This window comes from Novilysobacter antarcticus (genome assembly GCF_019802285.1).
GTDB lineage: Bacteria > Pseudomonadota > Gammaproteobacteria > Xanthomonadales > Xanthomonadaceae > Novilysobacter > Novilysobacter antarcticus.
Window position 1 is genome coordinate 191,591 of the sequence record NZ_JAIEUJ010000003.1, and the last position, 15,192, is coordinate 206,782.

Here is a 15,192-nt window from a genome sequence, read left to right on the forward strand (position 1 = left end):
GACACGGGCGAGGTAACGCAGCTTCCACCCGACCGGCGTTATCCCAGTCGGGTTCGCTGCGCGGCCAGGGCCTCCCGCTGCGAGTTCCAGTCGGCCAGGCGCTTTCGCTCCTGCTCGACCACCGCTGGCGGAGCGTTGTTGACGAACGTCTCGCTGGCCAGCTTGCCCTTGCACTTGCCGATCTCAACGTCGACCTTCTTCAACTCCTTGTCGAGCCGCGCGCGCTCGGCGTCCAAGTCCACCAGTCCTTCCAGTGGCACCAGCAGCTGCAGCTCGCCAACCACCGCCGTCGCCGCGGCCGGCGCGTTGGCGATGCCGTCGATGAACTCGATGCGCTCCAGCCGGGTCAGGAACGACAGCGAGCCATGGAAGCGTGCGGTGCGCTCGCGCTCGCGGTCGTTGGCGCCGGCCAGCAGCAGGGTCACCTGTTTGGAGGGCGCCACGTTGAGCTCGCTGCGCACACGGCGCACCGCGGACACCATCGCCTTCAGCCACTCCACGTCGGCGGTCGCGCGTTCGGCGTCGTCCACGCTGATGTCGCCGGCCTGTGGATACGGCTGCAGCATGATCGTGGTGCCGTCGATGCCCAGACGCGGCGCCACCGACTGCCACAGCTCCTCGCTGACAAACGGGATGAGCGGGTGCAGCAGGCACAGCAGCCGTTCCAGTACATACAGCAGCACGTGACGCGTGTTCTGGGCAGCGTCGCTGTCCTCGCCATGCAGGGCCGGCTTGGCCAGCTCGACGAACCAGTCGCAGAAATCGTTCCACGCAAACTCGTACAGGGTCTGGGCCAGCAGATCGAAGCGATAGGCGACGAAATGCTTTTCGGCCTGCGCGGACGCCTGATCCAGCCGCGACAGGATCCAGCGTCCGGCGTCGGTCTGTGGCTGCGGCACGCCACTGAAGCTCGCACCGTCTGTGTTCATCAGCACGAAGCGGGTGGCGTTCCAGAGCTTGTTGCAGAAGTTCTTGTACCCCTCGGCGCGGCCCATGTCGAAGCGGATGTCGCGGCCGTGGGTAGCCAGCGCGGCGATCGTGAAGCGCAGCGCGTCGGCGCCGAATGCCGGGATGCCGTCGGGAAACTCGCGCCGGGTCGCCTTCTCGATCTTGGGTGCATCGGTCGGCCGCATCAGGCCGGTGGTGCGCTTGGCGACCAGGTCATCGGCGGAGATGCCATCGATCAGGTCCAGCGGATCGATGATGTTGCCCTTGGACTTGGACATCTTCTGGCCATGCGCATCACGGATCAGGCCGGTGATGTAGACGTCCTTGAACGGCACCTGCCCGGTGAAGTGGTCGGTCATCATGATCATCCGGGCGACCCAGAAGAAAATGATGTCGAAGCCGGTCACCAGCGCCGAGGACGGCACGAAACGATCGAAGCCGCGCTCGGCCATGCGCTCCGCGTTCGGCCAGCCCATGGTGCTGAACGGCCACAGCGAGGAGGAGAACCAAGTCTCCAGCACGTCCTCATCCTGGCGCAGCGCGCCGGTGTAGCCGGCCGCGTCGGCCGACGCACGCGCTTCGGGTTCGTCGCGGCCGACGAAGATCCGCCCGTCCTCGCCGTACCAGGCGGGGATCCGGTGGCCCCACCAGAGCTGGCGGCTGATGCACCAGTCCTGGATGTTCTCCATCCAGTGGCGGTACGTGTTGATCCAGTTGGGCGGCACAAACTTCACCGCACCGGGTTGGCCGTCCACGCCCTGAACCAGCTCCAGACCGCGCTGGCCCAGTGTGTCCATCTTCACGAACCACTGGTCGGTCAGGTAGGGCTCGATTACCTGGCCGGTGCGGTCGCCACGCGGGACCTGCAGCTTGTGCGGCTTGGTTTCCACCAGCAGGCCCTGAGCCTCCAGATCCGCCAGTACCGCCTTGCGCGCGTCGTAGCGGTCCAGGCCACGATACGGCTCTGGGACGTCGTCGTTGGTCGCCGCGTCGGGCGTGAAGATGTTGATCAGCGGCAAACCGTGCCGTTGGCCGACCGCGTAATCGTTGAAGTCATGCGCCGGGGTGACCTTGACCACGCCGGTGCCGAACTCGCGGTCCACATAATCATCGGCGATTACCGGGATCTCGCGACCGGTCAACGGCAGGGTGACCGATTTGCCGACCAGATGGGCGTAGCGCTCATCGCCGGGATGCACCATAACGGCGCTGTCGCCGAGCATCGTCTCCGGGCGGGTGGTGGCGACAACGACGCTGCCGCTGCCGTCACTGAGCGGGTAGCGGATCGACCACAGAAAACCGTCCTCCTCATCGCTGAGGACTTCCAGGTCGGAGATCGCGGTCTTCAGCACCGGATCCCAGTTGACCAGACGCTGGCCGCGGTAGATCAGACCTTCCTCGTGCAGCTTCACGAAGGCCTCGATCACCGCCTCGGCGGCCATCGGATCCATCGTAAACACGCTGCGAGACCAGTCACCGGAGGCACCGATGCGGCGCATCTGGCGCTCGATGGTGTCGCCGGAGTGCTGCTTCCACTCCCAGACCTTGTCGATGAAGCCGTCCCGGCCCAGCGAATCGCGGGTCTCGCCCCTGCCTTCCACGCCCAGGTTGCGCGCCACCACCATCTCGGTGGCGATGCCGGCGTGGTCGCTGCCGACCTGCCACAACGTGTCGAACCCGCGCATGCGGTGGTAGCGCACCAGCGCGTCCTGCAGGGTGTGCTGGAAGGCGTGGCCCATGTGCAGGGTGCCGGTAACGTTGGGCGGCGGCAGCAGGATGCTGTACGGCTCGCCCTGCCCGCGCGGCTTGAACACGCCGCTGGCCTCCCATTGCTCGTACAGCCGGGTTTCGAACTGGGTGGGGTCGTAGCTGGAGGCCAGGGTGTCGGTCATCGGTATCGTCGCGGAGGAGGTGGACAGGCGCCCGGGGCAGGCGCCAATGGCTACATGTCGTGCTTGTTGAGGGTGAAACCGCGGTCCCTGTACTGGACCCAGCGCTGGCGGAGCGGGCCGCGAGCGGAATCGTCCGCGGGCACCACTTCCAGCACGCGCTCGAACGCGCCATCCACCGCCGCATCGCGCAGGTTGATCACCAGCGGACGCAAGGCAACGTCGTGCTCAGGCGTGGCGATCAGGACCTCGATCTCCTCGTCATCGCCCTCGTCCATCTCCGGATCGACGATCTGGTGCGGGATGAAGGCGTCAGGATCGAAGGACCACAGCAGATCATCGAGCTTCTCGGCCTGGGCGGCGTCGCGCGCCAGCACGATGCACGGCTGCCCAGCCTGCTGGGCCTTGCGGGCCAGCTCGCAGACCAGCAGCAGCGGCTCCTCGCGGAACCGCGGCTTCTGGATCAGGTAGAAATCGGCACGCACGGTGGGCAGCGACTACTGCGCGGCGCGGTCGATCAGCCACTGGCTGAGCAGTCCGACCGGACGACCGGTGGACATGCCGCGCTTGCCTTCCTCGCTGCCGCTGCCGGCAATGTCCAGGTGCGCCCAACGCTGGTCCTCGGCGAATCGCGACAGGAAGCAGCCGGCCGTGATCGCGCCGCCCCAGCGACCGCCGATGTTGTAGACGTCGGCGAAGCTGGACTCCAGCATCGTCTGGTACTCGTCCCACAGCGGCAGGCGCCAGGCACGGTCGTAGGTCTTCTCGCCGGCGGCCAGCAACTCCTCGGCCAGGTCGTCGGTCTTGGTCATCAGCCCGCTGGCGTACTTGCCCAGCGCGACCATGCAGGCGCCGGTGAGGGTGGCGACGTCGACCAGCGCGGCAGGCTCGAACTTCTTCGACCAGGTCAGCGCGTCGCACAGCACCAGCCGACCCTCGGCGTCGGTGTTGCCGACCTCGATCGTCGTGCCCGACATGCTGGTCAGCACATCGGAGGGACGGTAAGCGTCGGCGTCGGGCATGTTTTCCACGGCGGCAACGATCACCACCAGGTTGATCTTCAGCTTCATGCCGACCACGGCGACAAAGGTGCCCATCACGCTGGCGCCGCCGCACATGTCGAACTTCATCTCCTCGATGCCACCCTGGACCTTGAGGTTGATGCCGCCGGTGTCGAAGGTCAGGCCCTTGCCGACCAGCACGTAGGGCTTGCTGTCGTCGCCGGCGCCGTTGTACTTCATCGCGATCAGGCGCGGGCGGTTGGCCGAGCCGCGGGCCACCGCGAGCAGCGAACCCATGCCGAGCTTCTCCATGTCCGCGTCTTCCAGCACCTCGCAGGAGGTATCGCCGGAGCGACCGGTGAACTCGACCGCCTGATCGGCCAGGTACGCGGGGTTGCACACGTTCGGCGGCAGGTTGCCCAGCTCGCGGGCGAACGCGACACCGGCGGCGATCGAGGCGCCCTGCTCCAGCGCCTTGGCAGCATCGCCCATGCCCGAGGGCACGCTGACGGACACCCGGCGCAGGCCCGGCTCGCCGGTCTTGGCCTTGTTCTTCTCGCCCAAGGTGGCGGTGTAGGTGTAGCAGGCGTGGTCGGCGGCTATCACGGCGTGGCGAACGGCCCAGGCGCCATCGCGACCCTTGATGGGTGCATCGGCGATCGCGAACACCGCATGCTCGACCGGACCGGTCTTCAGCGCCCGCGCGGCGGCGTCGACCGCCTTCAGGTATTGGGCGGCGTCGAGCTTCTCGGCATCACCCAGGCCAACCACCAGCACGCGGACCGCAGTCACGCCGTCCAGATCGTGGAGGATGGCGGTCTTGCCGATCTTGCCGCTGGCGTCGCCGCGCTCAATGAGGGTTTTCAGGCGGCCGTTGGTCGCGCTGTCGAGCGCGGTGCCGGCGGCGTTCAGGGTTTTGTCGGCGAAGGCGCCAACGACGATGCAGTCCGCCTTTACGGTGGCGAGCTCATCATGATTCAGGTCGAATTCGAGGGCCATGCAGCAGATTCCGGGAAGTGGGAGGGAGCGTTCGCGCTGTCGCGGCGGCGGAAAGCGCCGATCCGGGCGACAATACCGGCCGGTTCGAACAGGCTGGAAGCGAGCGAACGAACCTGCAAGTCTAAAGCAAGCCCCTGTCTTAATTAAAAAAGCGCCGCGTGGCGCGCAAGTCCAAGGCCTCCGATGCTCAAGCTCGACCGTTACCTGCTGAGCGAACTCGCCCAATCCACCTTTGCCACGCTGGTGGTGTTGCTCGTCGTCAGCGTCGGCGGCGTGATCACCGACGTGCTCAAGGACATCGCATCCGGGCGCCTGCCGGCAGGGCTGATGCTCAGCCAGCTGGGACTGGTCCTGCTGAGCTGGCTGCCACTGATCCTGCCGCTGGCGCTGATGCTGGGAATGATGCTCGGCATCGGCCGGCTCTACCGCGACTCGGAAATGCCGGTCATCCACGCCATGGGCGTTGGACCGCTCCGCCTGCTGCGCCCGGTCATGGCGCTGGTGGTGCCGGTGGTGGTGATCGTGGCGCTGTGCTCGCTGTGGCTGGGGCCCACAGCCGAACGCGTGTCGCGCCAGATGATCAACGAAGCCAACCGCAACCTGGTCATCTCCGGCCTGTCGCCGGGCAGCTTCACCGAGATCCCGGGCGGCGGTGGCGTGGTGTATGTGGGCTCGATGTCGGGTGACGGCACGCGCTTCCAGCGGATCTTCATCCATCGCCAGAAGGAAGGCCGGCTGGACATCACCACCGCAAATACCGGCTCATTGAGCGTGGCGGACGACGGTGAGCGTTACCTCACCCTCGACAACGGCTTCCAGGTGGAAGGGCCGGTGGATGGCGGCGGCAAGGACTACCGCCTGATGCGCTACGCCAGCAACGACGTGCGCCTGCCAGCCGGCAAGGAGCGCTACGACCCGAACGACCCGCGAACGATGTCCACGCTCGAGTTGCTGGGTGATCCGCGCAGGGCCTCCATCGCCCAGTTGCACGGGCGCCTGGCGCCGCCATTGTTGACGCTGGCATTTGCCTTGCTGGCCGTGCCGCTGGCGCGCAGCACGCCGCGCCAGGCCCGGTTTGGCGGCGCGATGATGGGCTTCTTCTCCTACCTGATCGGCATGAACCTGATGCAGGTCGGCCAGGGCTGGCTCGCCAGTGGTCGCATTCCGCCCGCACTCGGGCTGTGGTGGCTGATCCTGCCTCTGCTCGCGGCGGGCGTGTGGATGTACGTCAAGGACGGGGCGATCGCAATGCCGCGGCTGCGCCTGCGCAAGGGAGCCGCGTCATGAGGGGCCGGGTAGTGAGCTTCCCGAAGATCCACGACCTGTATCTGGCGCGCACGGTCCTGTCCACGGTGTTGCTGACCTGGGCGGTGCTGCTGGGCCTGGACATGATGCTGGCGATGGTCAGCGAGTTCGGCAACGTCGGTGAAGGCAGCTACGGTGTCGTCCAGGCGCTGACCTACGTGCTCTACACCGTCCCGCGCCATGCCTATACGCTGTTCCCGACCGCGGCGGTGATCGGAGCGTTGATGGCGCTGGGGCAACTGGCTGCCACTTCGGAGCTCACCGCGCTGCGTGCAATCGGTCTTTCGCGCCGGCGCATGACATTGGCGGTGATGATCGCGCTGTCCTTGCTAACCGCATTGATGGTGATCAATGGCGAGACGCTGGCACCGATGGGCCAACGCAGCGCGGACATCCTCAAGGCCTCGTCGCGGTCCGACAACCTCATCGTTGCCCGCTATTCGGGTGTTTGGGCCCGGGAGGGCGCGATCATCCTCAACGCCGAGGGCGGCGAGGAGCGCAGCGATGGCGATGACCGCTGGCTGGAGCTCAGCGACGTGCGCCTGTACGAGTTCGAGGATGATGGCCGGCTGCAGTCACTGGCCGTCGCCAAGGTCGCCGAGCACCGCCCGGGCGGCTGGCTGTTGCGCGACGTCACCCGGACCACCTTCGACGCCAACGCGGTCACCCGCACCCAGGTCGCCGAGGAGCGCTGGGACTCGCAGCTGGATGCGACCGCCCTGAGTGCGGACATCGACCGACCGCGCTACCTCACCGCCCGCGAGCTGCACGATTCCGTCGCCTACCGCCAGCGCAACGGCTTGGACGCCAGCGACTACGAAGAGCATTACTGGGGCCGCTGGTTCTATCCGCTCAATGTGCTGGCGCTGTGCCTGGCGGCGATCCCGTTCGCCTTCGGCAGCCTGCGTAGCGGCGGGCTGGGCAAACGACTCTTCATTGGCATCGTGTTCGCGCTCGGCTTCTGGTTGCTTCAAACCCAGTTCGTGAAGATGGCCAGCGCGTTCAAGTTCGACTTCCGGGTCGCCTATGCCTTGCCCACGCTGATCATGGTCGGGGTGTCGATGTTGCTGTTCCGCAAGCGCTCGGGCTGAGCGCTTCGTCATTCCGCCTTCGGCAGCCGCCGCATGCGGGTGCCGCTGGCGCGGTCGTGCCAGGTCAGTCCGTCGCGGTCCCACCACGCCCACCAGAACCCCAGCCCAACCAGCAGCAGCGAGAGGTTCCCAACCGCATAGCGCACCAGCAGCGCGCGCCACGACGGCACCGCACCGTCCACGCCGACCACCTGCAAGCGCCACGGACGCATGCCCAGTGTCTGCCCGCCGAAACGCCAACTGGCCATGCTGTAGGCGGCGGTAACTAACCACAGGACGATGAATTCCAGCGTGCCGAGCAGGCCGCCGGTGATGGCATCGTGGTGGGCTGCGACAAAAATCGCCGCAACCAGCAGCCACAGACCCAGTACCGGGAAGAAGTCGTAGACCAGCGCGAGCACTCGCCACCCAAGCAACGGCGAGGACGATGGCGTGCCTGGACGCCGCGGGGAGCGGGAGGACGGAGCGGGCGCTGGATTCATCGGCATTGCATCTGGAGGCATCTCTTCTCTGGGAGCCCGGGAATTCTAGGCCACGCCACCGCGGCTCGCTCCGCTAAGCTGCGGGCATGAGCGACCCGTCACCTCCCGCCACGCCGACCACGCCTGCCGAGCGCAGGCAGGTGGCCATGGCGCAGCCACCGCTGGCTGACGCGGATGCGCTGCTGATCGAGGCGTTCCTGGAGGCGATCTGGGCTGAGAACGGACTCGCAAAGCCCACCCTGGCCAGCTACCGCCGCGACCTGCAGGGGTTTGCGCGCTGGCGCAACGGCCGCGCTGGCGGGCTGGCAGGCACCGATCCCGTCGCCCTCTACGACTACCTGCAATGGCGCAGCCGCCAGCACTACTCGCCGCGCAGCACCGCGCGACTGTTGTCGAGCCTGCGCGCCTTCCACGCCTGGCAGGTGCGCCGCGGCGCGCGGCGCCACGACCCCACCGCGCTGCTGGAACCGCCGCGGCTGCCACGCCTGCTGCCCAAAGCCCTCAGCGAAAGCCAGGTCGAGGCCTTGCTCGCCGCACCCGATGACAGCACCGATCTGGGCCTGCGTGACCGGGCAATGCTCGAACTCATGTACGCCTGCGGGCTGCGCGCGAGCGAACTCACCGGCCTGTCGATGGGCGCGGTCAACCTTCGTCAGGGCGTGTTGCGGGTGACCGGCAAAGGCAATCGCGACCGGCTGGTGCCGTTGGGCGATGAGGCCCGGCACTGGGTCGAGCGCTATCTGACCGGGACACGTCCGCGCCTGTCCGGCGGGACCATCCGCGATGCGGTCTTCATTGACAGTGCCGCGGAGCCGCTGTCCCGGCAGCAACTGTGGCAGCTGGTCAAGCGCTACGCTGCCGCTGCCGGCATCGATCCGCAGAAGATCAGCCCGCACGGCCTGCGCCACAGCTTCGCCACCCACCTGCTGAACCACGGCGCCGACCTGCGCGCCCTGCAGATGCTGCTGGGCCACAGCTCCCTGTCGACGACCCAGATCTACACCCTGGTGGCGCGCGAAAAACTCAAGCAACTGCACGCCAGCCATCACCCGCGCGGTTGAGCACGGCGGCCGCAATGGCCGCGTGCGATGTCACTCAGGCCGCGTCTTCCTCGTAGAGTTGCAAGAGTTCCGCTTCGGCCGCATCCAGCTCGGCCTGCAACCGCGCCTGCTCACGGCCCAGCTCGACCGCCTGTATACCGCCGTCGGCATACACCGCCGGATCGGCGAGACTGGCCGCCAGTTTCTCCAGGCGCACTTCGAGCTCACCGACGCGCTCTTCCGCCCGGGCCAACTTGTGCGCGTTCGCTTTGCCTCGGCGCGGCTTTGCCGGCGACACCGGGGCCGCCATGGCGGGTGCGGCAGCGTCCTTCTTCTCGCGCGCCTTGCCGTCATTGGAGCTGTCGCGCGAGCGCAGCCAGACGGCGTAGGCGTCCAGATCGCCGTCGAATGCCTGCGCGGTGCCGTCGGCCACGCGCCAGAACGTGTCGCAGACCAGTCCGATCAGGTGGCGATCATGACTAACCAGCACGATGGCGCCTTCGAAGACCGCCAGCGCTTCGGCCAATGCCTCGCGCATGTCGAGGTCCAGATGGTTGGTGGGCTCGTCCAGTAGCAGCACGTTGGGCTGTCGCCACGCGATCAGGGCCAGCGCCAGCCGGGCGCGTTCGCCGCCGGAGAAGGTGTCGACCGACTCGAACGCGCGATCGCCGGGAAAATTCCACTTGCCGAGGAAGTCGCGCAGCTGCTGGGTGGACACGCCGGGGGCGATGTCGGCCAGGTGGTCGATCGCGCTGGTGCCGGCGCGCAGGGATTCGACCGTGTGCTGGGCGAAGTAGCCGATCCGCAGGTCTGGATGACCGCTGCGCTCGCCGGCGAGCAGGGGCAGCTCGCCGACCAGGGTCTTCACCAACGTTGATTTGCCGGCGCCGTTGGGGCCCAGCAACGCGATCCGGTCACCCGCCTCCAGGATGAAGCCGATGTCGTGCAGGATCGTCGCCGGACCCGCATCGGTGCTGTAACCGCAATCGGCATGGGCGATGCGCAACAGGGCGAACGGCAGCTTGGCGGGAGCGGGAAACTCGATGCGGAATGCGCGCTCCACACGCACCGCCTCGGTATCGGCCATCTTGGCCAGACGCTTGACCCGCGACTGCGCCTGCTTGGCCTTCGCGGCGCTCGCGCTGAACCGGTCAACGAAGCTCTGCAGGTGGGCGCGTTCGGCCTGGGTCTTCTCATGGGTGATCTGCTGCAGCCGCAGGTGTTCCGCGCGCTGGCGTTCGAAGGCCGTGTAGTTGCCCGTGTACAGGCGCGCGCTGCCGTCGTGCAGGTGCAACGTGTGAGTGGTGACCTCGTCGAGGAACTCGCGGTCATGACTGATCAACAACAGCGTGCCGGGGTAGTGCAGCAACCACTGCTCCAGCCACAGCACCGCGTCCAGATCCAGGTGGTTGGTCGGCTCGTCCAGCAGCAGCAGATCACTGGGTGTCATCAGGGCGCGGGCGAGGTTGAGCCGCACCCGCCAGCCACCGGAGAACGTGCTGACCGCCCGGGAATGGGTGTCGGCCGAGAAGCCCAACCCATGCAGCAGCTTGCCGGCACGCGCGCTGGCATCGTAACCATTGAGCTCTTCGAGTCGGTGATGCGCCTCGGCGACCGCTTCCCAGTCCTCGCTGGCGAAGGCGTTGGCTTCGGCCTGGATCGCCGCATGCACCGGCGCATCACCGGAGAGGACGAAATCGATGGCCGCATCCGGCAGCGAGGGCGTCTCCTGCGCGACGCTGGCCACGCGCACCCGGCCGGGGATGTCCAGGTCGCCGCGGTCGGCCTCCAGCTCTCCCTGCATGGCGGCGAACAACGAAGATTTTCCGGTGCCGTTGCGGCCGATCACGCCCACGCGCCAGCCGGCCTGCAGGACCAGGTCGACTTTGGACAGCAGCAGGCGTTCGCCGCGACGAAGGGCGAAATCTTTGAAGGCAATCATCGGGGCATTGTACGTGGGCGGCGCCTGCGGCAGCGGCCGCCGAATTTGATTGCGTGCGCCGGACGCGCGCCGTTCAGCCCGTGACGGGAGGCCGTCGGACGCGGTCTTCGGCCTTGTGGATGCGCGGTGGCACCGACATGATCGACTCCCGAACGCGCGCGGAGCGCCGATGCCCCACGAAACCGACCTGATCAACATCATTGCCGTGGGGTTGTTGCTGGCGTTCGTGTTCGGCGCGCTGGCCAACCGGCTGCGGCTGTCGCCGTTGGTGGGCTACCTGGCGGCAGGCATTGTGGCCGGGCCCTTCACTCCCGGCTTCGTCGGCGATCAGGACCTTGCGGCCCAGCTGGCCGAGATCGGCGTGATGCTGCTGATGTTCGGGGTCGGCCTGCACTTCTCCATCAAGGACCTGATGGCGGTGAAGTGGATCGCCATCCCCGGCGCTCTGGCGCAGACCACGGTAGCAACCTTGCTGGGCTGGGGACTGGCGTCATGGATGGGCTGGTCCACCGTGCACGGGCTGGTGTTCGGGTTCTCGCTGGCGACAGCGAGCACCGTGGTGTTGCTTCGGGCCATGGAGGATCGACGCCTGCTGGACACTAACCGCGGCCGGATCGCGGTGGGTTGGCTGATCGTCGAGGACCTGCTGTGCGTGGTCGCGCTTGTGCTGATGCCGGTGCTGGGCGAGATCACCAACCCCAGCCCCGGCGGCGAGGTTCACACGTTCGGCTCCATCGTGGTCTCGATGTTGCTGACGGTGATGCAGGTGTCCGCGTTCGTCGCGGTGATGCTGGTCGTTGGACGCCGGGTGATCCCGTGGGTGTTGGAGCGAACGGCCGGAACAGGGTCACGCGAACTGTTCACCCTCGCGGTCCTGTCCATCGCGCTCGGCGTGGCCTACGGCTCGGCCGAGCTGTTCGGGGTGTCGTTCGCGCTGGGCGCCTTCTTTGCCGGACTGCTGCTCAACGAATCGGAGTTCAGCCACAAGGCCGCCAGCGACTCCCTGCCCCTGCGCGATGCGTTCGCCGTGCTGTTCTTCGTCTCGGTGGGCATGCTGTTCGACCCGCGGATTCTGGTGGAACAGCCGCTGCACGTGCTGGCCACCGTCCTGATCATCCTGTTTGGCAAATCCGCGGCGGCCTACGTCATCGTGCGCGCGTTCGGTTACCCCAACATCACCGCGCTGACCATCTCCGCCAGCCTGGCGCAGATTGGCGAGTTCGCCTTCATCATTGCCGGCCTGGGCGTGGCGCTGGGAATCATGAATGACGAGGCGCAGGACCTCGTGCTGGCCGGGGCGCTGATCACCATCATGCTGAACCCGCTGATTTTCGTGCTGGTGGACCGCTGGCAGGCCCGCAACGAGCAACGCGCCGCCCAGCAGGGAGAGTCCGTACCCACGGCCGGCCCGGCGCTGGAACTGGACAACCACGCCATCGTGATCGGCTTTGGCCGGGTCGGCCGCGAGCTGGTCAAGCTACTGCGCGAAAACGGCGTGCCGGTGCTGGTGATCGACGACAGTGGCCATCACGTCGACCTCGCGCATGCGATGGGCATCCCGGCGATCCGCGGCAACGCCGCCGCCGACCTGGTGCTGGCCGAGGCGCATCCGGAAAACGCCACCATCGCGATCCTCGCCATCCCGCAACCGCTGGAGGCCGGCGAGACCATGGCCAAGCTGCGCGCGATCAACCCGTCGCTGACCCTGCTGGCGCGCGCGCACAGCGATGGCGAGGTGCAACACCTGCTCGCCCACGGCGCCGACGGGGTGGTACTGGCCGAGCGGGAACTGGCCCACAGCCTGGCGGAAATGGTGATGGCGACGCCCCCCTATCGCGGCGCAAATCATCTGCCGCGGGTGGCGACCGACTGAGATCAGCCAGCAAAGCGTGACTGCCGTCGCAAACCGTCGTTGCACCCGTGCGTGCCCGGCGTCCCATTCGGAGCATTTGACCCAAGCGCTAAAATTGCGTTAATAGGAAAGACGCCGTGTTTACGGCCAATTCCGGAAAACTCCCCCCATGACACCCCGCCGCCTCCCCCTGGCCATTGCATTGGCCATCGCTGCACCGGTTGCATTCGCCCAGACCGCGCCTGCTTCCAAGGACGCCACCACGCTCGACCAGATCATCGTCACCGGGACCAGGGTCAGCGACCGCACGGTCGCCGAGTCGCAGTCGCCGATTGACATCATCACGCCCGAGATCCTGCAGGCCACCGGCACCACCGAGCTGGCCACCGCCTTGGCGCGCGCCCTGCCCTCGCTGAACTTCCCGCGCCCTGCGGTGACTGACGGCACCAGCGCGATCCGTCCGGCGCAGCTGCGCGGCCTCTCGCCCGACCAGGTGCTGGTGCTGGTCAACGGCAAGCGCCGCCATGTGTCCGCGCTGCTCAACGTCAACGGCAGCATCGGCCGCGGCTCGTCGGCGGTGGATCTGAACGCCATTCCGGTCGCCGCGATCGCCCGGGTCGAGGTGCTGCGCGACGGCGCCTCCGCCCAGTACGGCTCGGATGCGATTGCCGGTGTGGTCAACATCGTGCTCAAGGGCAGCGAAACCGGCGGCGGCCTGGCCGTCGACTTCGGCCGCTACTCGGCCGGCGACGGGTCTCAGTTCCAGATTTCCGGCGACACCGGCGTGCGCTTCGCCGAGGACCGCGGCTTCCTCCACGTGGCCGGTCAGCTGGGGCAGCAGGACGCCACCAACCGTGCCGGTCCGTTCCAGCCGTACACGCCGTCGACGCTGCCCAACGAGGGCAACAACCCGGGTCTGGGCGAAGTGGCCTACATGTACGGCGACCCACAGGTCGACTCGCGCGCGGTCTCGGCGAATGCCGGATTCGACGTCAGCGACAACATCAGCGCCTACGCCACCGCCGCTGCCAGCAATCGCGACATCACCTCCTACGCCTTCCACCGCTCGCGCAACCACAGCGGACAGGGTGCGTTGATCTCGCAGTTCTATGACGGCGGCTACGTGCCTGAGATCGCGATGCTCTCGCAGGACCGCTCGCTGGTGGCCGGGCTGAAAGGCGGCAACGACAGCGGCTGGATGTGGGACGTCAGCTACAACTACGGCTACAACCACATCGACTTCCAGACCCGCAACTCGCTCAACTACAGCCTGGGTAGCGCCAGCCCGACCCGATTCTACGACGGCGCGCTGGAGTACACCCAGAACCTGGTCAACGCGGACGTCACCAAAACCCTGGACTGGGGAATGCAGTACCCGGCGACGCTCTCGTTTGGCGCCGAGTACCGCCGCGAGAAGTGGAACCAGTCGCCAGGCGAACCCAACTCCTATACCAATGGCGGTGCGCAGGGCTTCCAGGGTTTCACTCCGGAGAACTCCGGCCACTTCGACCGTGACAGCTACGCCGCCTACATCGGCCTGGAAGCGGACTTCACCGACCAGTTCTCCGCCGGCATCGCAGGGCGCTACGAGGACTACAGCGATTTCGGCAGCGAGACGTCCGGCAAGCTGTCGGCGCGCTACGCCTTCACCGATGCGGTGGCGCTGCGCGGCACCGTTGCCAGCGGATTCCGCGCGCCCTCGCTGTCGCAGCAGCACTACCAGGTGGTGACCTCGAACTACGACGGCGCGCTGGATCGCTTCTTTGACTCCGGAACCTTCCCCGCCAGCAGCGCCGCGGCGCGTGCCCTGGGTGCGGAGCCGCTGCAGGCCGAAACCTCGCTGTCCTACAGCCTGGGTCTGGTCCTGCAACCGGTAGACCGCCTGTACATCACCGTCGACGCCTATCAGATCGAGATCGACGACCGCATCGTGCTGTCTTCCAATCTCAAGGTGCGTGACAGCCAGCCGGCACAGGACCTGCTGGCGGCACTCGGCGTCAACGGCGTAGACGCGCTGCGTTACTTCAACAACGCCATCGATACCCGTACCCGCGGTATTGATCTCGTCGGCAGCTACGCGATCCCGCTGGATGCGGGCAAGGTCACCCTGACCGCGGGGTACAACTACAACAAGACCGAACTCACCCGTATCGCGCCCAACCCGGCAGTTCTGGACAGTCTGGGAACGACTTTCAATCGCGTCGACCGCGACGAACGCGGCCGGATAGAGGAAGGCTTCCCACGTGACAAGACCACGCTAAGCGGCGCCTGGACTCTGGACCGCTGGGACTTCCTGCTGGGTGCGACCCGCTACGGCAAATTCACCACCCGCGTAAACTCGGCCGGAGACCCGGCCAATGACCAGACCTACGGCGGCATCTGGACGGTGGATGCATCAGCCAGCTTCAAGCCAAGCCAGGGCTGGGCTTTGACGGTCGGTGCGGACAACCTGCTCAACGAGTACCCCGATCGCACCATCGCGCCCAACGCCAACCACAACCAGTTCCCGTACAGCAGCCAATCGCCGAGCGGCTTCAACGGCGCATTCGTCTACGGCCGCATCGCCTACAAGTGGTAAGCACCGTCGCTGTGTAGCCGGCGCCCGTCCGGGCCGGAGTGATAAAAAAAGAGCCCCGCACATGC

The 15,192-nt window shown here is 66.9% G+C and carries 10 protein-coding genes; 5 read left to right on the forward strand and 5 right to left on the reverse strand.

The window, feature by feature from the left end; genetic code table 11:
• Nucleotides 1–38: 38 nt before the first annotated feature.
• From KZ491_RS09965 to KZ491_RS09975, 3 genes are read right to left on the reverse strand one after another with little or no spacing between them, the layout of a single operon-like run.
• A complete protein-coding gene (locus KZ491_RS09965) occupies nucleotides 39–2,840 on the reverse strand; it encodes a valine--tRNA ligase (protein WP_222565710.1) in 2,802 nt (933 codons plus the stop codon).
• A gap of 50 nt (nucleotides 2,841–2,890) precedes the next feature.
• Complete coding sequence (locus KZ491_RS09970) at nucleotides 2,891–3,322, reverse strand: DNA polymerase III subunit chi (RefSeq protein WP_222565711.1); 432 nt, start codon at nucleotides 3,320–3,322, stop codon at nucleotides 2,891–2,893.
• A 12-nt stretch (nucleotides 3,323–3,334) separates the two neighbouring features.
• Entirely contained in the window at nucleotides 3,335–4,837 is a 1,503-nt protein-coding gene (locus KZ491_RS09975) for a leucyl aminopeptidase (protein WP_222565712.1), read from the reverse strand.
• A 183-nt stretch (nucleotides 4,838–5,020) separates the two neighbouring features.
• Here KZ491_RS09975 and lptF point away from each other — a divergent pair, with 183 nt between their 5' ends.
• The gene (gene lptF / locus KZ491_RS09980) at nucleotides 5,021–6,124 is read left to right on the forward strand and encodes an LPS export ABC transporter permease LptF (RefSeq protein ID WP_222565713.1); all 1,104 of its coding nucleotides are present in this window, start codon (nucleotides 5,021–5,023) and stop codon (nucleotides 6,122–6,124) included.
• Complete coding sequence (lptG, locus tag KZ491_RS09985; RefSeq protein WP_222565714.1) at nucleotides 6,121–7,233, forward strand: LPS export ABC transporter permease LptG; 1,113 nt, start codon at nucleotides 6,121–6,123, stop codon at nucleotides 7,231–7,233. The genes lptF and lptG overlap by 4 nt, the downstream gene beginning before the upstream one ends.
• Before the next feature lie 8 nt (nucleotides 7,234–7,241).
• On the opposite strand, the gene KZ491_RS09990 is transcribed toward lptG, so the two are convergent.
• Nucleotides 7,242–7,721 carry an RDD family protein gene (locus tag KZ491_RS09990; RefSeq protein ID WP_425493150.1) on the reverse strand — a complete coding sequence of 160 codons (480 nt, stop codon included), beginning with the start codon at nucleotides 7,719–7,721 and terminating at the stop codon, nucleotides 7,242–7,244.
• A gap of 80 nt (nucleotides 7,722–7,801) precedes the next feature.
• On the opposite strand from KZ491_RS09990, the gene xerD reads away from it, so the two are divergent.
• Entirely contained in the window at nucleotides 7,802–8,776 is a 975-nt protein-coding gene (gene xerD / locus KZ491_RS09995; protein ID WP_222565716.1) for a site-specific tyrosine recombinase XerD, read from the forward strand.
• 34 nt (nucleotides 8,777–8,810) lie between these two features.
• Here xerD and KZ491_RS10000 read toward each other — a convergent pair whose 3' ends face one another.
• Nucleotides 8,811–10,697: an ABC-F family ATP-binding cassette domain-containing protein gene (locus KZ491_RS10000; RefSeq protein WP_222565717.1), complete on the reverse strand. Its 1,887-nt coding sequence runs from the start codon at nucleotides 10,695–10,697 to the stop codon at nucleotides 8,811–8,813.
• A 169-nt stretch (nucleotides 10,698–10,866) separates the two neighbouring features.
• On the opposite strand from KZ491_RS10000, the gene ybaL reads away from it, so the two are divergent.
• Nucleotides 10,867–12,570: a YbaL family putative K(+) efflux transporter gene (gene ybaL, locus KZ491_RS10005; RefSeq protein ID WP_222565718.1), complete on the forward strand. Its 1,704-nt coding sequence runs from the start codon at nucleotides 10,867–10,869 to the stop codon at nucleotides 12,568–12,570.
• Between the two features lie 148 nt (nucleotides 12,571–12,718).
• Nucleotides 12,719–15,127 (forward strand): TonB-dependent receptor plug domain-containing protein, encoded by a 2,409-nt coding sequence (locus KZ491_RS10010; protein ID WP_222565719.1) that lies wholly within the window; start codon nucleotides 12,719–12,721, stop codon nucleotides 15,125–15,127.
• The last annotated feature ends 65 nt before the right edge of the window (nucleotides 15,128–15,192 follow it).